This window comes from Streptomyces sp. NPDC000983, from assembly GCF_040299205.1.
Classification (GTDB): domain Bacteria; phylum Actinomycetota; class Actinomycetes; order Streptomycetales; family Streptomycetaceae; genus Streptomyces.
The window spans coordinates 36,737-56,089 of the sequence record NZ_JBEPBM010000040.1; the positions used below are offsets into that span (position 1 = coordinate 36,737).

The window sequence follows — 19,353 nt, forward strand, 5'->3', positions numbered from 1 at the left end:
CAAGGGGGAAGCCAAGCCCCGAAGTAGGTAACGGGGGCGGTGTGGCCTTCAGTTGCAGCTGCCGCAGCCGTCGGCGCTGTGCAGGAACTTTCCGGGGCCGGTGCGGGCCGTTGAGCCCAGGTGGGGGCTTGCGCAGGGCGGCGTGGACGTCGCGCTCCCTCCGCTCGAGGTCTGCGTTTTCCTCAACCTCGATGCCGGGGTCGGGGGCGGCGCGGCGGCGCGTCAGTTCGATGAGTCCGGTCATGGTGATGGCGGGTTGAACGGCAACGGCACCTGGCGGACGCGCTCGACCAGCGCGTACAGCTTTGCGGGCCGCGAGCGGCGCCCGGCGGTCAGCAGCAGATCGCGGTGGCTGGCCAGAGTGCAGGCCGAGTACGAGCAGCGGCTGCAGCCACGCCGGTCCCCGGCGCCGGGTAGGAGTCTTAGCACCAGTGGGAGGGAAGCCCGGCACCGATCGCGCGCTCTGCGACCTCCTCGGTGCTCACCGGGTGGGCGGCCAGCCATTCATCGACGACGCGGGCGCGGCTCCTCTTTCCCGTGTTCTGCGCGGGCGTACCGGTCGGCCAATGTGGCAGGTGCTTCCACTGACGCTGGTCGGCGCATACGCAGTTGGAGAACAGCCCCTCCGCGCCACCATGCGGTGACAGGTCCCGCGGCATGCGACCGCTGAATCTTCCCGAGCGCGCGCTCTCGGAATGCTTCCGTGCACCTTTGCGGGCGTTGGCATGCGATTCGCCGGGCGAGGGACGGGGCATGGTTCCCGCTGATGTGTGCGGGGGCACTGGTTGGGGGCGGGGCTATGACGGCATTCAGCGATACCGCATCCGTTGCGTGGAGCGCCGGACCTCTGACGCCGCTGCGCGAGTTCGCAACGTCGCAGCTGGTGGTGGCGGAGCCAGACGCAGGGATGGAGATCCTGGCTGAGGCTGCTGATGACGGCTTCGTGGTGATGTGCGAGCGCGGCGTCGGGCCGGTCGGGCTGGTGCGGACGGTTGAGTTCACCGGTGGGCCGAGCGTGCCTGCTGGTGTGCTGGTGACCGCTCCCAGCACGCTGTTCGGGGCGCTGATGCCCCCTGGGACAATGAGTCTGCTCGACCTCGACGACGACCCTGCGGGGATTGTGCTGGCAGACTCGTCGGGTGTGCCCGAGGCGGTAGTCCCGCAGGAGGCCGTCGACCTGTTTCTGGCCACCTTCCCGCCCGGTGCCCGTCGCCTTCTGGGGCCCGGCGGGGAGGCAGGTGACAACCGGTTCCCGGCGCTGCCCGGTTCCCTTCCACTGCTGTACCGGGTGCGCTGCCGTGAGCCGGGCTGCGGCCGCCTCGTCGAACTGTTGGAGTACAACCGGCTCGCTCCTCCGCAGTGTGTCGGGGGCGGCGTGCCTCCGCACGCCGTCCGGCTGCGCTGACTCCCGTATTGCACTGCTCCGCATCCGTTGCGCTCCGGGAGGTCGGCCGATGCTTCCACTGCCCGCGGTACCGGTGGACCGGAGGTTCCTGCTCACTGCCGTGCTGCCGACGCTGACCCTGAGCGGGAGCCTGCTGTTGTTGTGGGGTTACGCGCACGGCCTGGCGGACACGCTTGCCGGTTGGGGCAGGTTGGATGCCGGAACACGCTGGCTGCGCTGTGCCGGCTTCGCTGTCGCGATCGGTCTGTTGTCGCTGCTGACATCGGCCGTGCAGCCCCGGTTGCTGGCGCTGTTCTCAGGTGAGTGGCCCACGCGGGTGGGCCGGGCGCTGGCCGGATGGCGTGCCGGTGCCCACCGCGCGCGGCTGCGGGAGCTGGCCGTGCAGGCCGGGCCGGGATCGGCTGTCCGTGTAGGGCGGGTGCGGCGGGCGCTGCGTGAGGTGTATCCCTCCCCTGCGTTGCCCGATGAGGTGCTGCCGACCCGCCTGGGCAACGTGCTGCGGCACGCCGAGCAGTACCCGCGGCGGCAGTACGGGATGGACCCGGTGGTGGTGTGGCCGCGTCTGCAGCCGTTGGTGGCCGAGCCGTCACTGGTCAGCCTCGCGGCGGCCCGCACCAACTTGGTGCTGCTGATCACCCTCAGCTCGGCCGGGGCGGTGTTCGCGGTGGCGTCGGCCGTGGTGATGCTGGGGTGGGGCGGACCGTTGCGTTCTCTGGCCGTCTGCCTGCTGGCGGGATTGGGGGTTGCGGTCTTGGCGCAGCGTGCGGCGGTATCCGCGGCCGCGCACTACAGCCTGCATCTCAAGGTGGCTTTCGACCTGTACCGGCACTCGCTGCTGCAGCAGCTTGGCCTGGAGCCTCCGGAGTCCCTGGATGCGGAGATCGCGCTGTGGGAGCGGCTTGTCCGGTTCTGGGACGCGGGGATTCATTACGACCTGCCTGAGGAGGCCCCATGACGCTGGATGTGCCGTGGGTGTTGGTGCTGTCGGTGCTGGCGGCGGTTCTCACGGTCCGGTTCCACTGGGGGCGGGTCGGGCTCGCCGTGGACGAGCCGCCTCTCACGCGGGTGGAGCTGGTCAGCCATGCTGCCGGGGCGTTCATCGGGACCACGGCAAGCTGGATCGCGGGGGCCTGGGTGCTGTTGGTGCCGCTCGAGGCCGTCGTGGGCTGGGGGAGTGCGGGTGCGGTGGTTCTTGCCGCTGCCGGGGTGCTGGTCGGCTCCGTGGTTTCGCCGGGTCTGGGTCTGGGCGCCGTACTCGTGTATGGGGTGTGGCATCCCGTTCCGCAGCTGACTGACTGGTGGGCGGTGCCGCTGGTGGTGGGCGCTGCGGTAGGCACGGCGCGGCGGGCGGTGGCACGACGGCGGCGCGGCGTCAGGGCCGGTGACGACGTCGGGTTGCCGCCGCCGTCTGTCGGGGACCGGGTGGCTCGGGCCTTGTTCCTGCTCGCAGCCACAGGTCCGGTGGCTGTGGCGGTTTTTGTACCGCTGTCGGGGGCGGACGCTGTGGACCAGGCATTGCGGCTGGTGGGGGCGGCGCTGATCTCCGCCCAGCTGTGGGCTTACGACCGTCCCGTCGGGACGTTGACGCGTCCTGCTCGCCGTCAGGCGTATCTCGTGGTCGCCATTGTGGCTGCGGGTGCTGTCGGCCTGGCGGCTTCATCGGCCGGCGCGGCTGCGGTCGAGGCATGGCGGTCTGTGCCGGGGCCCGGTGGGCTTGCCGGGGGAATCCTTCTCGTGGCCGTGGATCTGGCCTGTGTCCGGGTGATCGTGGCCGCGGTGCGCAGGGTGCACCCGCCTGTGGGTTTGCGGCTGGGCGCGACAGTAGCGGCGTTGCTGCGCGGCGTGCCGCTGCAGTATGGCCTGGCCGTGTTCGCTGCGGTGACGCTGTTCCACCCGGCGCCGGATCTCCTGCCCGGTGCGCTGATGCTGGTAGGGGCAGAGGCGTGGGAGCTGCGAGCACGGGGTCTGCATCGCGACAAGATGATGTTCACGGCCTTGGACACGCTCGTCCTCGACTTCAGCGGGCGCGATGCGCAGGCGGCACTGCGCGGCTGGATACGCGACGGCTTCCTGCACCGCCGTGGGCACGGCGACTACACACTGGTCGCGGCGTTGGCCGTCCGCGCCGTCCAGATCGCCCGGGGAACGCGTGTGCTGCGTCCGCCATCCGCGCCTGCCTGGCCCAAGCACGCACGGCAGCTACTTGCCACCGCCGAACAGCTACTGGACATGATCGACAGGGAAGTTGTGTCGGGGCTCGGCCCGGAGGACGCCGCACGGCTGCGACAAGCCCAGGCGTTGGCGCGGGCCCACTGCGCGGTCGCCCGGGCGAACCTGCTGATCATCCTCAACGAGCGGGACAAGGCCGTCGCCACCTGGCACCAGGCAGCCTCCCTGCAGCAGGAGGCCGGTGCCCCGAACTCGGCTGCCAGTACCTGTGCCATGACGGCTCTCCTGCTGACCGGGCGGCTGGAGCAGTACCAGCAGGCTCTGGACGTACTCCAGGAGCCGCTGGAGCGCGACGACCTCGACCCTCTGGTACGCCGTCACCTGCTGATCGCCCAGGGAGGCGCCTTCCTCGGCGCAGGCGACGTGGAGCGGGCCGCACAGTCGCTAGAGGCTGCCACGGCCCTGCGTGACGCGCCCGGTGCCGGCCGTGCGCTTTGCCGGGAGGTCCTGCCCGGCATGCGCCCCGGCAACGAGGTCGCCGTCCTGCAGGAGATGTTCCAGCAGTCGGAGACGCTGCTGGAGTGGGCGATCGAGGCGCAGCACTCTGGAACTGGCCCGGCGGGCGCCGAGGCCGTCGCGGCCGCCTATCGAGACGTTCACCCTCTGTTCGCGGTGCCCGCCATGCGCTTCACGCTCTGCGCGGACAACCTCCTCGCCGGGGGCAGGCCGGCCGCGGCCCGGCGGATGGCTCAGCGGGCCGCGCGGCGGGCTGAGCGGGATGGCCGCCTCACCTGGGTGCACCAAGCCCGCCTCCGGCTCGCGATGCTCAGCGACAGCCCCGGAGCCGCCTATGCGGAACTCCTCCCGGCTATCAACGCTCTCGAGGAGATGCGCAGCCGGGTACTGGATCCCGGCCTCCGGGTCGGTGCCCTGGACGGTGAGGACGCCTACCACGCCGCGATACTGCTTCTGGTACAGCGCCTGGAAGGTGGTGACGGGCACGCGGCGTGGCCGCTGCACCCCGCTGTCGAAGCGTTCGACCTAGCGGAGCGTGTCCGCTCACGCGTGTTCTTGGAGCTTCTGGGCAGCAGTGCCGCCGTCGCGCCGCCACCCGGGCTCGAGGACTTGGTCGCCACCCAGCAGGAGGCCGAGGACGAGTACCAGGAAGCCGTGCTCGAAACCCGCTCCGGGCGGGTAGACCCCGGCAACCGGATCCGCCGTGCACACGACGCGCTGGAACGCGCCTGGAAGGCCGTCGCCGCCACCGGACCAGCCGGCGTGGAGTACGCGCAGTTGCGCCAGGGCATCCCGCTGCCCTACCGGGAGATTCAGTCGCTGCTGGACAGCGAACCGGGGGTCGTACTCGCCCAGTGGTGCCTCACCCCGGCGGCTGCTCTTCTCTTCGTCAGCAGAGCGCATCGGCGCGAGCCGGACATCTTCACCATCGATCTGACACGCCAGGACGTCCGCGATGCCGTCAACGCCTGGCGGGCGGATCCCAGCTCACCGAGTGCGGCCCCTCTACAGCAGCTCGTGGCCCCCCTCGCCTCGGCAAGCGCCGAGGGTGAGCTGCTGTGGTTGGTGCCGCACGATGCGCTGCACCTGATCCCGCTCCAGGCTTTGGAGGTCGACGCTCGCCCGCTCATCGAACGCAACCCGGTCTGTGCCACACCCAGCGCCTCAGTCCTTCGGTACTGCCGCAACAAGGGGACCGGACAGCTGCACACCGCCGTCGTACTGGCAGACTCCCGTGCCGACCGGCCCATCGCGCACGCTCGGGCGCAGGCGCAGGCGATCGCCGACCTCTTCGCTCCGCACGCCGAAGTACATGTAGGCGAGGAAGCCACGGTAGAGGCCCTGCGGACACGAGCATCAACAACATCAACGGACCTCTGGCACATTGCATGCCACGGCGAGTTCGATGCATCCCGGCCGATGCGATCGGGAGTGCTGCTGGCACCCACGAGCGACAACGAGGGGCGGCTGACAGCCGCAGACCTGTTCCAACTGCGGCTGGAAACCGAACTCGTGACGCTCAGCGCATGCGACACCGCGCTATCCACGCGACTCACCGGAGACGAACTCATGGGCCTCACCCGCGCACTGATCCACGCTGGCGCGCCATCCGTGCTGGTCAGCCTATGGTCCGCCGACGAGATCTCCACCAGCGTCCTGATGCAGGCGTTCTACCGGGCCTTGCCCGACGGCAAGGCTGCCACACTGCGGCACGCCCAACGGACTGTCCGGGCGCTGACCGTCGCCGAAGCGATGGCGCACTGCGAAGAGCTACTGCAACGACTGCCACCCGCCAGGGCCTCCGCCCGGACGATCGCCCGCGACATCGCCGACCTGCAGTATCTCGCCCGGGACTTCGCAGCAGCTGCAGCCAGTTACACAGCGCTGGCCGACACGTCCCCACCGGGGGACGAGGAGCACGCGGAGCTTCGCGCCATGGTGACCCGCTGCCGACGGGCCCAGCGCACTGGTCTCGCAGTCGACTATGCGTTGCGCCCCTACGAACACCCTCACCATTGGGCTGCGTTCACGCTGGTGGGCGACTGGAACTGACGGCCCCCACCGCGCTCGGGGCACTGACCGGGCTTCAGGTTGAGGGCCAGGATGCGTGCCGGTCACAGCGTTCGAAGAAGACCTGCCTGACGATGTGTTCACCATCGGCTACCGGGTGCGGGGCCCTCGCCTGGAACGTCGGTTTCAGCGACCGCCGGGCAAGTGATCCGCCTGCTGCTCTGCTTGGCGGCCTTCGGCGGGCAGTCGGCGTACGGGGGTGTGGGGGTCTGCCGCGTGTCAGTGCAGTGTTTTGATGGCGCGCAGGATGAGGGCGCGGGCGTCCGCCCCGTACACGGCCATGCTGCGCAGCCGTTCGAATGTGTCGAGGTACTGGGCGACCTCGCTGGGCTGGGTCACGTTCACCTCTGCGGATACCAGTTCGATGGAGACGAGCCGCTCGTCGTGGATGTGGAAGGTCTCCTCGGGCCAGTGGGTTCGCCGGGCTGTCATCGGGATGATGCCGAGGGATACCGCCGGGAGTGCGCCGGCGGTGAGGAGGTAGCCGAGTTGTGCGGCCATCGGTTCCGGATCGGCGATCTGGCAGTGGAGGACGGGCTCTTCGACGACCACGACGAAGCGGTGGCCCTGCTCGTGGATGATGCGGGAGCGTTCGACCCTGGCGCGGGCGGCGTCGGCGCTTTCCTCGGCGGGCAGGCCGTGGATGTTCGCGGCGACGGAGAGCACGGCCTGCGCGTAGCCTGCGGTCTGGAGCAGGCCGGGTACGAGGCCGGCGGAGTAGAGGCGGTGGCGCTCCGTCTCCCGGAAGGCCTGGACGCGGCTGTCCTGGAGGTGTCGAAGTCCGGCGCGTACCTGGTCGCGCCACTGCCGGTACATCGACTCGGCGTTGACTGACTGCACGACGAGGTCGTGCGCCTGGTCGCTTGCGTGGGTGGCGGCGCACCAGCGGCGGATGTCGGTCGCGGAGGGGCCGGTGAGGGCGTTCTCGATGCGGGAGGTCTTGGAGTAGTGCCAGCCGCACGCGGCCGCCAGTGCCACGACCGTCAGGCCGGCTTCCTTGCGCAGTTCTCGCAGCCGGCGGGCGACGGCTTCGCGTGCGGCCTGGGCGGAGGAGGAGGGGGAGAGGGGCATGAGCGGGTGGCGGGTGCTTCCTGATCAGTGGAACCGGTAGTGCTGGTGTGGGATTGCGCGCGACCAGACGGCGTCGAACGCGTCGGCGCAGAGCTTGGCAACGGCCGGCTCGTCGCAGATCTCGTGGCCGGCCATGGCTCCGTCGCCGGAGAAGTAGCCCCACCGGATCGTCTGGCTGTCGAAGAGCCAGAAGTCGTTGCCGGGCAGGGGGATGTGAGAGGCCTCGCGGCGGGGCAGCCACCGCACGTCCTCGCCCGCCTGGAGATTGACGGTCGTGGAGGCGTGCTCGTAGCGGATGTAGTCGGAAACGGGCTCGGACACGATGCGGGCCCGCCGCACAGCGACGCCACGGGCGACGGCCTGCGAGACGAGAGCGACCCATGGTGCCCAGTCCGGCGAGCCGGGATCGGTGTCGAGTCGGCCGGTCTCCAGCCAGACCCTGAAGTCGTCGGCCTCGGCCGCGACTGCGTAGTGGTCCCGCATCTCAAGGTGCACCGCCGAGCGCGTGCACCGGGCCATCAGTTCAGCGATCGTCGGCACGCTCGACGGCATCGCACGCCTTTCTGATCATGTGCACCATCCTGGCGGGCACCCGGACGACGGCCTCGCCGTCCGGGATGCCGACCGCGTGGCCCGGCACCTCGAACGCGGCGGCCTCCGCCGCGAGTTCGGGGCTCGGCTTCCAGCCCTGGAGGACGAGCTCCCCCTTCTCCTCGTCCACCCACACGGTCGGGGAGTCCGCCGTCTTCGTGTCGGGGTCGATCCCGATGAACCGTAGTGCCACGGTCGCCTCCGGCGCTCGATGTGCAGCTCTTTGCGTCACAGTCGGCCAGACCGGCGAACGGGTCAAGGGTGCGAACTCGTCAACTCTCAAGCTGAACGCCATACCTGCAAAGATCTGCACAGTACTCGCTGTGCGGCACGGCTCACCCCTAGCGTCGAAAGGCACAACAAGCCCCGGCGACCACGCGAACGGCCCCGGGCGCGCGGGTCAACCGGGTGGAGTCGACATGGCCGAGAGAACGCAGACCACAGCGCCCGCGCGCCACCCCGACGCGACGGATGCCCTACCGGTGGACACCGCTACGATGCGCGCGGCCGTCGCTCAGGTCCTTCCGCCGGATGTGACCCCCCTCGACCTCACCACGCTGCAGGCGCTGACCGGCCTGCTGGTCGGCCACATGCAGCTGCTCATCCCCAAGATCGAGCAGGCCGCCGCGCAGCTGCCCACCGACGATGTGCCCCGTTACGTTGCTCTCGTTTGTGTCCGAGAGGCCCGCGGCAAGCTGGCTGCCCGCCGCGGACTTGAGCCCTACGACAGCGTCACGCACGTGCGCAGACTCGGCCGATTGCTCCTGGCGCTGTGCGACCACTACGAGACGCTCAGCGGCATCCGCATGTGCCTGGCCTGCGACCAGCCCCTCAAGCCCAGCGAGCCGACGCACCCCATCGACCAGGGCAGCAAATGGGCAGGACCGGCCGTCTCCGGCCGGATCCACGAACGCTGCACCACCACCCTCCATACCCACTGACCAACAGTGCTCCGCCTGCTCGGACACACTCCGCCACCAAACGTCGGGCTCGCCGCCGGTGACGTTCTGGCCTGCCGTCCACGCGCCCGTGCCTCGCTGCGCCGGCCGGTGGCGTCGCCGCGGCGGGTCTCCAGCCAGGGCGGCGAGTCAGTGAGGTGGTCGCGGCGTCCATCGGGATGTCGGGGCAGCGGCATACAGGCAGAGTGCCCGTGGCCATGTAGAGGGCGGCGGTGCGGCCGAGGCCCATCCCGTGCGCGTGCGGGGTGGTGAGCAGCTTGGCGATGTAGGCCGTGGAGTCAGCGCCGACACGCCAGTGCTACACCTTGGCCGGGGTGTACTCGGCGTTGTTGGGGCTGAGTTGGCGGGCGGTGAGTGCGGCGCGTGGGGCTCGCTCGGGCAGGGCGTGCGTGGGTGGGTGTGGAGTGTGGCGGCCTTTGGGGCGGGGTGCGGTAGTGGCAGGTGGACCGGTGGGCTGCGCGGGGGCGGGCGAAGTGGGAGTGCCGGCCGGCGGGGAGGGGGGTGCCGTCGGCCGCTGGGGTGTAGGGGGAGGCAGGGCCGGCTGGAGGGCTCCTCTTGTGCTCCCACCAGGGTGGTGGGCTTGCCGGTAGCCCGGTGGGCCGCAACGACGTCACCCAGCTCGTGCCCCTCCTCGACGCCATCCCGCCCGTCCGGGGCAGGCCCGGCCGGCCACCCGCAAACCCCAGTCGCTCTTCGCCGACCGCGGCTACGACCACGACATCTACCGCGACCGCGACCGGGTCCGGGCCCGCCGGATCATCCCGGCCATTGCCCGACGTGGCACACCCCGCGCCAGCGGCCTGGGTGTCTACCGATGAGGCGTTGAGCGTACGTTCGCCTGGCTCCACGGCTTCAAACGACTGCGCACTCGATGGGAACGGCGCGCCGACATCCACGAGGCCCCGCCTGCTGCCTGATCACCCACCGCCAAGCACTGTCACTTACCTGACCAGCTGCCGGGAGGCACGTCCGCCAGACTGATCGCGTGAACCGCGACGATCTGGAAGCCGCACTCGATCGACATCACAGCCCCTCGGCACGTGCCGCGCTGGCCGAACTCCAGGCAGGGGCAGACTTCACGATCTCCCGAAGCTCTGCCTCCGCACGCCAGCTCTGGGCTATCTGGTCCGCCCGGCACGAAAACTTGCTCGACGATGGAGCCGCCCCGTGGCCCGGACTGGCCGAAGCCGTCGACAGCCTCCATGCCGAGGGGACAGGGCGGATCTACTTGGCTAACGTCATCGGGTCACAACAGCGGTTCATCGTCTTCCTCAGCGAAGACCTCACCCACTGCATCGCCTGCATGTAGTCAGCCACCTCATTGTGTTAGGCCTTCTTGGCCGTCTCAAGAACCCGTTCTTGTGCTCCCCGCGTCCTGGGCGTTGTGTGGCCTTTGCAGTGCGTGTCTGGGGGCTGGTGGGGGGTGTGCCGTCACAGGGTCATGATGATTTCGTCATGTACGGTGCGCGTGTGACCGGGCAGAGCGTCTACCGCTATCTGCGGGAGTTCCGTGAGGCTTTCGACAAGCCTGAGCCGCTTGCCTGGCCGGAGATCAGCCATGGCCAGCTGCTGATGATGATGGGCCCGAAGAAGCAGCATCAGCTGGTCGCTCACCGGCTGCGTACCCAGCTTGAGCCTCAGCTGGCAGCGGACCTGGTGCTGATGGTGGGAACCGAAATGGAGGACGCCAGTTTGGGCGTCCTGCGCGTGCCCGACCTCGTCGTGATCGACGAGGAGGAAGCCACCCGCGACAGCGACGCCATCGACCCGCGCCGCTCCCACCTGGTCATCGAGATCGTCTCGCGGTCCAATCCGGCCAACGACTACGAGGGCAAGCTCCGCGACTACCCGGCTATGGGAGTCCCGCACTACCTGATCGTCGACCCCCGCGACGGCAGCGCCGTCCACTACTGGGCACCCACCCGGCGCGGCGGCGAGCCGGCCTACGACAACCGGCAGCATTACCTCTTCGGGGAGACCGTCACGGTCGCCGGGTGGAAGATCGATACGGCCGGACTGCCCCGCTACGGAGCGGACGGCGGACTGTGAGTGACACCGCGGAGCTGGTGCGGTCCTGGCGCAGGCGGCGTGGGATGTCCCAGGCGCGGCTGGCCGAGCTGGCCGGGACCGGGCAGGCGGCGATCTCCCGGATCGAGTCGGGCAGAGACCTTCCCACCCTTGCCCTGCTGGAGCGGATCGCCGCAGCGCTGGACTGCCGCCTGACAGTGAGTTTCACCGCGGGTGGGGAACACCTTTCGTCCCCGCAGGCTTGCTGACGAGGGGTGGTGCGGGGACTGGATACGGGACGCCGGCCGGGTCCGGTGCGCGGCTGCGCTGCTGCCTGGACCTGCTCCGGCCGCGGCCCCCTGACGACGTGGCCGTCCAGACCAAGGAGCCGTCCAGGCCGGCTGGACGCCCGGCGGCTGCCGGACGCTCATGTCCTGACGGTACGCAGACGGCAAGTACTCCACTTTGTCCTCGGCAAGCCGGAGGATCACGGTCAGGTTCCTTGGCCTGCTGTTCTGTGGGTGTCGTTGAGGACTTTCAATGCCGGTGGGCCAGCAGTGTGGTGTCCGGCCCGAGGTCGGGCGGGGCGCTGTAGTCGACGTCGGGTTCCGGGGGGATGGGGTTTCCGGTCTCGCTGTCTGTGCAGTAGGCGTCGAAGACTTCGCCTGCGGTGAGGGGTTCGGCATCGCCCTGGCGCAGCCGCCATCCGTAGATCTGGTCGGGGGTGTTCGCGGCGGAGGATCGTAGGACCAGTCCTCCGGGGCTGCGGGTGGCCAGGCCGGCGGCGAGGACGGTGGTGAGTTCGAGGGTCTCGGCCTCGTCGAGCCGGCATGTGCCGTCGGTGTCTGTGTCCGCGTGGAGGACGGCGGCGAGGGTTTCGGGCGCTGCCGAGACGGTGCAGACGAGGTGGTGCTTGCCGGGCCGGGCGGTGCCGAGGATGCGGGCGAGCAGGCCCGACGCCTGGGTGAAGGCCGTCAGGCCGAGGTCTTCGCCGCATAAGGGGCAGGCCCCGAGCCCGTCCAGGAGCGTGGTGGCGTACTCCTGGGTGGCCTGGTGGACGGCTTCCTCGACGAGGGCGGGGATCAGGTCGGCCAGGGGCTGGCCGGTGTAGGGGATGGTGGGGCCGGTGGTGGCGAGGTGGGCGGTGAAGCGGGCACGGCTGGATGCGCTGTCGGGGGCGAGGCCGGTGCCGGTGCAGAAGTCGGCGTACGCCTGCGGGTCGAGGAGGGCGACCGTGGTGTGCGCGCCCTGGTCGGCGCTGGCTTTATCGAGTAGTAGCGACGTCGCTTGTCGATGGGTTTGGGAGGCGCCCTGTTCCACGGATGGGTGATGTCGACGAGTTTGGGAGGCACCGGGGTTCTTGCCAGGACAGCATCGACATGCTCCTGGTGAAAGGTGCTGGTCATGCCGCGGATGTCGAAGGTCGAGCTGTACGCGGCAATCCGGCGTGACCACCGTGGCGGCATGTCGATGCGGGAGCTTGAGCGCAAGCACGGCGTGACGTGGCGGACGGTTCGGAAGGCGTTGGACTCGTCCTGGCCGGAGCCGCGCAAGAAGCTGCCGCCCCGGGCGACCGGGCTGGACCGCTACAAGCCGGTGATCGACGAGATCCTGCGGGCGGACCTGGACGCGCCGCGCAAGCAGCGGCACACGGTCACCCGGATCTTCCACCGGCTGGTCGAGGAACACGGAGCCGACGTTTCCTACGGGATGGGCCGCTACTACGTCGCGGCCCGGAAGCCCGAGATCCTGGTCGAGTCGGGCAAGGCCCCGCTGGAGGCGTTCGTCCCGCAGACTCACCAGCCCGGTCACGAGGCGGAGGTCGACTTCGGCGACGTGACGATCCGCCTCGCCGGCGAGCTGGTGACCTGCTACCTGTTCTCCTTCCGCCTGTCGTATTCCGGCAAGGCCGTCCACCGCGTGTTCGCCTCCTGCGGCCAGGAGGCATTCTTCGAAGGCCACGTCCACGCGCTGCGGACGCTGGGCGGGGTCCCGCGAAGCAAGGTCCGCTACGACAACCTCAAGGCGGCCGTCGCCCGCGTGCTCGGGCTGAGCCGGGCGAGGGTGGAAGCTGACCGATGGATCGCCTTCAAATCGCACTTCGGCATCGAGAGCTTCTACTGCCGCCCAGGCATCGAGGGCGCCCACGAGAAGGGCGGCGTCGAGGGCCAGATCGGCTACTTCCGCCGCAACCACTTCGTCCCCGTCCCCGAGGTCTCCTCGCTCGCCGAGCTGAACGAGATGGTCGAGGAGTGGGACCGGCAGGACGACGCCCGCCGGATCGGCTCCAGGTCCCGGACCATCGCCGAGGACTTCGCGCTCGAACGACCGCTGCTGATGCCGCTTCCCGAGGAACCGTTCGAGACCGGGCGTCTATTCACCCCGCGGGTCGACCGCTACGGCCAGATCCCGGTCCGCACGAACCGTTACTCGGTCCCCATCCGGCTGATCGGCAAACGGGTGCGGGTCATCCTTCACGCCTCTCACCTGGTGGTTTACGACCAGAACGTGGAGGTGGCCCGGCACGAGCGGCTGATCGCCAAAGGCGCCGTCCGCCTGGACCTGGACCACTACCTGGAGGTCCTGGTCCGCAAGCCCGGCGCTTTCCCCGGCTCGACCGCTCTCGAACAGGCCCGTTCGGCGGGCAAGTTCACTCCGGTCCACGACGCCTGGTGGACCCAGGCCATGAAGATCCACGGCGAGCGGGACGGCACCCGCGCGCTCATCGAGGTGCTGCTGCTCGGACGCCACATGCCGCACGAACATGTCGTCGCCGGCCTGGCCGCAGCTCTGCGAGTCGGGGCCATGACCGCGGACGCGGTCGCGCTGGAGGCCCGCAAGGCCGCTCAGGCCGAGACCGAGCCCGCACCGGACGCCCGGAACCTCGGTCAGCCGCCGGCGACGGTGACGTCCCTGCACGAGTGGCGACTCGCGCATCTTCCGCCGGACACCAGGCCGCTGCCCTCGGTGTCTCACTACGACCAGTTGCTCCGACGCCGCCGCACCAGCGGCAGCGGCCATCGTGAGGGAGAAGCGCAGTGACCATGCCCCGCCAGCGAGGGTTGACCGAGCAGGCCGCCGACGCCGCGATCGACTCCGCCTGCCGCCTGTTGCGGCTGCCGTCGATCCGCAACGAGTTCTCCGACATCGCCGACCGGGCGATCAAGGACCAGATGACCTACCGCGGCTTCCTCGCCGAACTGCTGATGGCCGAGTGCGACGACCGGGCCCGCCGCAGGTCGGAAAGGCGGATCAAGGCAGCCGGCTTCCCGCGGGAGAAGTCCCTGCGGTCCTTCGACTTCGACGCCAACCCCAACATCGACCCAGCCACCATCCACACCCTCGCCAGCTGCGAATGGATCAAGAAGAGCCAGCCGCTCTGTCTCATCGGCGACTCCGGCACCGGCAAGTCCCACATGCTCATCGCGCTGGGCACCGAGGCTGCGATGAAGGGCTACCGCGTCCGCTACACGCTCGCGACGAAGCTGGTCAACGAGCTGGTCGAGGCCGCGGACGAGAAGCAGCTGAACAAGACCATCGCCCGCTACGGCCGCGTCGATCTCCTCTGCATCGACGAACTCGGCTACATGGAACTCGACCGCCACGGCGCCGAACTCCTCTTCCAGGTCCTGACCGAACGCGAGGAGAAGAACAGCGTCGCCATCGCCTCCAACGAGTCGTTCGGAAAAGCGCACATGTTCCGGCGAACCCGTGCCAGGTGCTGCCGAAACTTCACGGGTTCGACGGTGTCGAGGAGGCTTCCCGGTCGCCTCGATGTTCGCGCCACGCGGTCCTGAGGGCTTCGAGTTCGGTGCGGGGGAAGTGCTCACCCCACTTGCCGCGGTATGCGCTCTCGCCGTACTCCCTCACGACCTCGTCGAAGCATCGGATCACTGCTCGGGCCACGACGTCGATGTCCTGCTGGGTGGACCAGATCTCGGTCCCCTTGTTGTCGTGGTCACTGCCGTGGGCCAGCTCCAGTAGGCGAATCCACACGTCGGTGCCGTCACGGTAGAAGATCCACCGGAAGGCGGTGGGCTCGGCCTCGAACTGTGCTCGGGCCTCGGTTTCGCCGACGATCAGACGTGTCACTGCCGTCAAGAGGTCTTCGGGGGCAGCGGTGATATAGGAGGCCGTGGCTTCGGCTTCCGCCTGTTGGTCGCTGACGATGCAATCGGCCCAACCACGTCCGGACAGGACCCAGGCGAGACGCAGGTGGGCCATCCTCATTCCCTCCTCCAGTCACGGGTTCCCTGCGCTGATCACTGAGAGCCCCTCGCACACATCAGAGTCTGGGGCATGGAGAGACTGCTGACCAGCGGATTCTCTGACGCTGGCCGACGCTCAGTGATCGGGCAGGCGCCCGGGGTCGACGTGGTCGGCGAGATAGATCAGGGTGGCTTGCGGGTCCATGCCGAAGGCCGCGGCCACGAGCTTGGGGTCCATGGTGTTCACCAGGTCGACAAGCCGGGTGCTGCGGATCATGCGAGGTGGGAAGCCGCAGTCGTCAAGAACGTGGGAAAGATAGGCAGTGGAGGCCGGGCTTCGCCCGGCCTTGGTTCCTTTGGTGACCATGACGTGCGGGTTGTCCGTCCGCCATGCCTCGCGGTGGGCCAGGCACCGCTGCAGCACTGTCCAGGAAGCGGGGTCCAGGGGGACGGGCTGGGGCCGCTTCCCGAGCCGGACAGTGTTGGCCTGCTGGTCGATGTCGTCGGTCTTCAGCATCCGCATCTCGGAGCTGGAGGCGCCATGCAGCAGAGCGAGTATGCCCATCACTGCTTCATGCGGATGCACGTGCTTGTCGCTTGTCCACCGCCTGAACAGCTCGCGTTGCTGGTCGAGGGCGAGGGTCTGGCCGCGGAAGCCATTCGTCTCTTTCGCGACCAGCTCGCGGGTGGGGTCGACCAGCAGCAACTTCTGGGACCGCGCGAAGCGGAAGAACTGCCGCAGCACGGTCAGCCGTCGTTTGCGTCCCTTGGGCAGGGTGGACAGGAAGGCTTCGACGTCGTGCACGTCGACGAGGGCCCAGGCGTTCTTGTCCCGCTCGTCGACCAGGAAGAGTGCGAGGTCACGCAGGGTGGCCAGGGCTGCCTCCAGGGTGTGATTGCTGCGAGGGCGGGTGCCCGCTCGGCGGGCTCGGTCCTGGGCCCGCATCCGGGAGGTGTTGAAGGCGGCGACGGCTTGCCGCAGCGGTTCGGGGACGGCCTCGATGCGTCGTTGTCGACGGCCGGAGGCGAGCCGTTCGGCATGGTCGGTGGGCAGGGCCAGGTGGTGGAGGGTGAAGAAGTCCTCGAGTACGCGGGTGTCGGCGTACTCCTCTGGGTGCTCCGCCGAGTACAGATATACGTGCGCCACTCGGTAGTCGATGGGGTGGCTTTAACGCTGTGGCCAGGGTTCCCGCTTGCCCTGGCCCCACTCACGGGTTCATCGGGGTAGGAACCGTGGGTCGGCCGTCAGGATGTACTCGCTGAGGCGTTCGCGGTTGTGGAAGGCGGAGTGTAGGAGAATGGCCAGGTCCGTTAGGGCCTTGAGGTCGGTGCTTGTGACCACGAAGGTGCCAGCCTCTGATCCGAAGTGGAGCTTGTCGACGTTTTCGGGCATGCGGGACCGGACCAGTGACTCGGCAAGGCCTTCCCAGCCGTGACCGTGGCTTTCCGCGTTCTGTTCCTCGAAAACGTCGGCGACCTTCTCCATGTCGCCGTCAAAGAGATAGAGGCAGTGCGAGCCGTCGGATTCACTGCCTTCGTCCAGTTGGAACGGGGCCAGAGCTGATGCATCGGTCATGCGGCGATGGTAGAGATCGCCGTGTCCCGACGCCGGTCCGGGTGGCTTGTCAGGATGAGCGAGCGTCCGTCCTGGCGGTGATCGCTCAGGCTGCGTCGTCTCGTTCTCGTTCGATGGCGGCGAGTCGGTTCTTGAGGCGGTAGCTGGGGCCGTTGATGGAGATGACTCCACAGTGGTGGAGGAGGCGGTCGAGGATGGCGGTGGCGAGGACTTCGTCGCCGAACACCTGTCCCCATTCGCTGAAGGTCTTGTTCGAGGTCAGGATGATCGAGCCCTTTTCGTATCGCTTTGAGATGACCTGGAAGACGAGGTTCGCCTCGGCTCGCGCGAGGGGCTGGTAGCCGACCTCGTCCAGAACAAGGACGGCCGGCCGCAGGTAGCTGCCGAGTTTGCTGGTCAGGCGTCCGGAGGATTCGGCGGCGGTGAGGTTGCGGACCATGTCGTCGAGGCTGGTGAAGTAGATCGAGTAGCCGGCCCGGCAGGCCGCGACGGCGAGAGCGACGGCGATGTGTGTCTTGCCCACCCCCGGTGGCCCGAGCAGGGCCGCGTTGGCCTTGGCCTCGACGAAGGAGAGGGTGGCGAGGTCTTTGACCTTGCGTGGGTCGAGCTCGGGCTGGAACGAGAAGTCGTAGTCATCGAGCGTTTTGTGGTGCGGCAGCCGAGAGAGCCGCAGGCCCTGGCGGAATCGGCGGTCGTCACGGACGGCGAGTTCTTCGGAGAGGACCAGGTCGATGAAGTCGAGGTAGCCCATCTTGGCCTCGTCGGCCCGCTGAGCGTATTGGGTCAGGGCCTCGGCCAGGTGGGGCAGGCCCAGCTTGGCGGCCGTGTTGCGGATGCGGGTGGAGACCAGCTCGCTCAAGACGGTTCCTTCGGCGTTCGATGGGTGGTGAAGGGGCGGGTGCCGGTCAGTTCGTCGTAGACCGACAACGGCCGTCGGCCGACCTCGACCTGGGTGGCCGCAGCCCGGTTCAGCAAGGCCAGCAGCGATCCCGTCTTTGACCCGCTGTCCTGCTGGCGGGGTGCGGGCAGGTCTCCGCCCGCTGTGACGCGGCGGCCGGCTCCGGTGGGCAGACCGTCCCAGTGCCGCTCGTCCACGACCCGGGCCCCGCGGCCAACTGCCCGCAAGTGGGTGGCCAGCAGGGTCTCTCCCTGGCGGTCAGGTGTGGTGGCATGCAGGGCGACCTGGGATTTTGTGGCCCTGATCTCGACCAGCTGTCGCGGGCGGATCCGTAGGGCCGGCACCGAGTAGAGGTTCGCTTCGAAGGCGACGAGGCAGTCTTTGCCGACGTAGCGGAGGTGTCGCTGGGCGACCACGTATGGAGTGGCCAGCAGCGGGCGGAGGGCCATGTGATCGCGGACCGCCCGCAGGCCGATGACTTCGCCGTGGGTGCCGTGGATCTTGGCCCGCCGCAGCGGGACCCAGGCGGTGAAGGCGGCGTTCATCTCCTCGATGGAGGAGAAGGCGCGTCCGGCCAGGACGTGGTCGCGGACGATCAGGACTTGGCGCTCGACCCGGCCTTTCCCAGTGGGCCGGTAGGCCGCCAAGACGTCGGGGTCGAAGTCGTAGTGCCCGGCGAATGCGACCGCTTCCGGATGCAGAGGAACGGCCTCACCAGGGGCGACGTGCCGACGGACCACGGTCTTGGTCCGGTCGTAGACGATCGACATGGGGACACCGCCGAAGTGGGCAAACGCCTGACGGTGGCAGTCGAAGAAGGTGGCCAGGTCCTGGCTGGTGGTGAAGCAGCAGAACGGATCCCGCGAGTACGACAGCGTCATGTGGAACGAGTAGACCTTCGGGATCCCGACATGCGCGAGGATCCTGCCCTCGTCACCCCAGTCCACCTGGGCCTGAGCGCCGGGCACCACCTCGAACCGGCGGTGCAGGCCGGCCAGCTCACCCGGGCTGATGCCCAGCTCCTCCGCGATCCGCGGCCTGGCCTCCTGCAAGTACATCTTCACGCGTTGGTAGTTGCCGGTGAATCCGTACTCCGCCACCAGACGCTCGTGGATCACCGCCCCCTTGAGCAGGATCTCAGCCCGCAGCATCGCATCGATCAGCGGCGCGACCTCGTCCACCACCCGCTGACGCGGCTGACCGTTCGCGGCCCTCCTCGGCGGCGCAACCGGAACCTCACCCGACAGGTACTTGGCGACCGTGCGACGGTTCAGCCCGGTCTCCCTCGCGATCTCCCGCAGGCTCATCGCACCAGACTCGTACAGACCGCGAAACCGCCTCAGCTCCAGCCACCGATGCGGGTCCAACACCACTGCCAGCCGCCCTCCGCCGATCCCCAACCGACGACAGCAGGCTCCCGGCCACGGCCCTTCAACGCATCAAGAACGGTGCACTCTCATTCGTACGAGGTGGCGCACGTTCACTTGTACGCCGACAGCGGGCGAAGGAGCCCATCGACCGTCCGGGCCTGCGGGATCTTTCCAGCAGGGCCTGGGGTGAGGTGGAGTGCCCGTCTTCCAGGAGTCGGCCGAGGTCGGTGACGAAGCCGCAGGCCCTGGCGGTGCAGTGCCGGGCGGCGACATGAGCGACGAAGTCCCCCAGCCAGGAGGGGGGATCGGCGAGCCGGTCGCGGAGGTGTTCCCCACGGATGAAGGGACGGCCAGGGTGCTTTTGCCAGCAGGCCGAGCACAGCCCCAGTCCGGCATGTCTCCGCAACTGGCCACACTCGCGGCAGGTCCTCGGAGGCTGTTTCTGTTGCCGGGGCCGTGAACAGTGGCCGCACCAACCGGTCGTCTCACGCAGATAGCCGGTCCTGCGGCAGC

Annotated in this window: 18 protein-coding genes and 1 pseudogene; 10 read left to right on the plus strand and 9 right to left on the minus strand. The window is 68.9% G+C overall.

The genetic code is table 11. From position 1 onward, the window contains the following. Nucleotides 1–799: 799 nt before the first annotated feature. From ABT296_RS32000 to ABT296_RS32010, 3 genes are read left to right on the plus strand one after another with little or no spacing between them, the layout of a single operon-like run. The gene (locus ABT296_RS32000) at nt 800–1,405 is read left to right on the plus strand and encodes a hypothetical protein (RefSeq protein WP_351932454.1); all 606 of its coding nucleotides are present in this window, start codon (nt 800–802) and stop codon (nt 1,403–1,405) included. Between the two features lie 49 nt (nt 1,406–1,454). After that, on the plus strand, nt 1,455–2,360 hold the full coding sequence (locus ABT296_RS32005) for a hypothetical protein (protein WP_351932455.1): 906 nt from the start codon (nt 1,455–1,457) through the stop codon (nt 2,358–2,360). Next, a complete protein-coding gene (locus tag ABT296_RS32010) occupies nt 2,357–6,142 on the plus strand; it encodes a CHAT domain-containing protein (protein ID WP_351932457.1) in 3,786 nt (1,261 codons plus the stop codon). Before ABT296_RS32005 ends, ABT296_RS32010 begins: the two co-directional genes overlap by 4 nt. Before the next feature lie 237 nt (nt 6,143–6,379). On the opposite strand, the gene ABT296_RS32015 is transcribed toward ABT296_RS32010, so the two are convergent. From ABT296_RS32015 to ABT296_RS32025, 3 genes are read right to left on the minus strand one after another with little or no spacing between them, the layout of a single operon-like run. Further along, a complete protein-coding gene (locus ABT296_RS32015; protein ID WP_351932459.1) occupies nt 6,380–7,231 on the minus strand; it encodes a helix-turn-helix domain-containing protein in 852 nt (283 codons plus the stop codon). Nucleotides 7,232–7,255: 24 nt separating this feature from the next. Further along, nucleotides 7,256–7,783, minus strand: coding sequence for a DUF6879 family protein (locus ABT296_RS32020; protein ID WP_351932461.1), 528 nt, complete (start codon nt 7,781–7,783; stop codon nt 7,256–7,258). Beyond that, nucleotides 7,755–8,015, minus strand: a complete 261-nt coding sequence (locus tag ABT296_RS32025; RefSeq protein ID WP_351932463.1) for a hypothetical protein — start codon at nt 8,013–8,015, stop codon at nt 7,755–7,757. Before ABT296_RS32025 ends, ABT296_RS32020 begins: the two co-directional genes overlap by 29 nt. Nucleotides 8,016–8,241: 226 nt before the next feature. Between ABT296_RS32025 and ABT296_RS32030 the strand changes: the two genes are divergently transcribed. From ABT296_RS32030 to ABT296_RS32050, 5 genes and pseudogenes are all read left to right on the plus strand, one after another. Continuing rightward, entirely contained in the window at nt 8,242–8,763 is a 522-nt protein-coding gene (locus tag ABT296_RS32030; RefSeq protein WP_351932465.1) for a DUF6415 family natural product biosynthesis protein, read from the plus strand. A gap of 618 nt (nt 8,764–9,381) precedes the next feature. Continuing rightward, nucleotides 9,382–9,730: pseudogene (locus ABT296_RS32035) on the plus strand (transposase); the annotation flags it as partial. 36 nt (nt 9,731–9,766) lie between these two features. After that, nucleotides 9,767–10,090, plus strand: a complete 324-nt coding sequence (locus tag ABT296_RS32040; RefSeq protein ID WP_351932467.1) for a hypothetical protein — start codon at nt 9,767–9,769, stop codon at nt 10,088–10,090. A 161-nt stretch (nt 10,091–10,251) separates the two neighbouring features. After that, nucleotides 10,252–10,830 (plus strand): Uma2 family endonuclease, encoded by a 579-nt coding sequence (locus tag ABT296_RS32045; RefSeq protein ID WP_351932469.1) that lies wholly within the window; start codon nt 10,252–10,254, stop codon nt 10,828–10,830. Then, nucleotides 10,827–11,057 carry a helix-turn-helix domain-containing protein gene (locus tag ABT296_RS32050; protein WP_351932471.1) on the plus strand — a complete coding sequence of 77 codons (231 nt, stop codon included), beginning with the start codon at nt 10,827–10,829 and terminating at the stop codon, nt 11,055–11,057. The genes ABT296_RS32045 and ABT296_RS32050 overlap by 4 nt, the downstream gene beginning before the upstream one ends. Before the next feature lie 268 nt (nt 11,058–11,325). Here the strand turns inward: ABT296_RS32050 and ABT296_RS32055 are convergent, their stop codons facing one another. Continuing rightward, nucleotides 11,326–12,108, minus strand: a complete 783-nt coding sequence (locus ABT296_RS32055; protein ID WP_351932472.1) for a DUF8829 domain-containing protein — start codon at nt 12,106–12,108, stop codon at nt 11,326–11,328. Nucleotides 12,109–12,201: 93 nt separating this feature from the next. On the opposite strand from ABT296_RS32055, the gene istA (ABT296_RS32060) reads away from it, so the two are divergent. Then, nucleotides 12,202–13,830, plus strand: coding sequence for an IS21 family transposase (gene istA / locus ABT296_RS32060; RefSeq protein WP_351932486.1), 1,629 nt, complete (start codon nt 12,202–12,204; stop codon nt 13,828–13,830). After that, nucleotides 13,827–14,585, plus strand: coding sequence for an IS21-like element helper ATPase IstB (istB, locus tag ABT296_RS32065; protein WP_351932474.1), 759 nt, complete (start codon nt 13,827–13,829; stop codon nt 14,583–14,585). Before istA (ABT296_RS32060) ends, istB (ABT296_RS32065) begins: the two co-directional genes overlap by 4 nt. On the opposite strand, the gene ABT296_RS32070 is transcribed toward istB (ABT296_RS32065), so the two are convergent. From ABT296_RS32070 to istA (ABT296_RS32090), 5 genes are all read right to left on the minus strand, one after another. After that, nucleotides 14,521–15,012, minus strand: coding sequence for a hypothetical protein (locus ABT296_RS32070; RefSeq protein ID WP_351932476.1), 492 nt, complete (start codon nt 15,010–15,012; stop codon nt 14,521–14,523). The genes istB (ABT296_RS32065) and ABT296_RS32070 overlap by 65 nt on opposite strands. Before the next feature lie 120 nt (nt 15,013–15,132). Beyond that, a complete protein-coding gene (locus tag ABT296_RS32075) occupies nt 15,133–16,143 on the minus strand; it encodes a tyrosine-type recombinase/integrase (RefSeq protein WP_351932478.1) in 1,011 nt (336 codons plus the stop codon). A gap of 69 nt (nt 16,144–16,212) precedes the next feature. Next, nucleotides 16,213–16,572: an Imm51 family immunity protein gene (locus tag ABT296_RS32080; protein ID WP_351932480.1), complete on the minus strand. Its 360-nt coding sequence runs from the start codon at nt 16,570–16,572 to the stop codon at nt 16,213–16,215. 85 nt (nt 16,573–16,657) lie between these two features. Next, entirely contained in the window at nt 16,658–17,431 is a 774-nt protein-coding gene (gene istB / locus ABT296_RS32085; protein WP_351932482.1) for an IS21-like element helper ATPase IstB, read from the minus strand. Next, nucleotides 17,428–18,870, minus strand: a complete 1,443-nt coding sequence (gene istA / locus ABT296_RS32090) for an IS21 family transposase (protein WP_502977376.1) — start codon at nt 18,868–18,870, stop codon at nt 17,428–17,430. The genes istB (ABT296_RS32085) and istA (ABT296_RS32090) overlap by 4 nt, the downstream gene beginning before the upstream one ends. Nucleotides 18,871–19,353 lie beyond the last annotated feature (483 nt).

What these genes read in the sequence shown, in the direction of transcription:
- ABT296_RS32000 (WP_351932454.1), top strand. Translation starts at nt 800, where the DNA reads ATGACGGCATTCAGCGATACCGCATCCGTTGCGTGGAGCGCCGGACCT.
- ABT296_RS32005 (WP_351932455.1), top strand. Translation starts at nt 1,455, where the DNA reads ATGCTTCCACTGCCCGCGGTACCGGTGGACCGGAGGTTCCTGCTCACT.
- ABT296_RS32010 (WP_351932457.1), top strand. Translation starts at nt 2,357, where the DNA reads ATGACGCTGGATGTGCCGTGGGTGTTGGTGCTGTCGGTGCTGGCGGCG.
- ABT296_RS32015 (WP_351932459.1), bottom strand. Translation starts at nt 7,231, where the DNA reads ATGCCCCTCTCCCCCTCCTCCTCCGCCCAGGCCGCACGCGAAGCCGTC.
- ABT296_RS32020 (WP_351932461.1), bottom strand. Translation starts at nt 7,783, where the DNA reads ATGCCGTCGAGCGTGCCGACGATCGCTGAACTGATGGCCCGGTGCACG.
- ABT296_RS32030 (WP_351932465.1), top strand. Translation starts at nt 8,242, where the DNA reads ATGGCCGAGAGAACGCAGACCACAGCGCCCGCGCGCCACCCCGACGCG.
- istA (WP_351932486.1), top strand. Translation starts at nt 12,202, where the DNA reads ATGTCGAAGGTCGAGCTGTACGCGGCAATCCGGCGTGACCACCGTGGC.
- ABT296_RS32070 (WP_351932476.1), bottom strand. Translation starts at nt 15,012, where the DNA reads ATGGCCCACCTGCGTCTCGCCTGGGTCCTGTCCGGACGTGGTTGGGCC.
- ABT296_RS32080 (WP_351932480.1), bottom strand. Translation starts at nt 16,572, where the DNA reads ATGACCGATGCATCAGCTCTGGCCCCGTTCCAACTGGACGAAGGCAGT.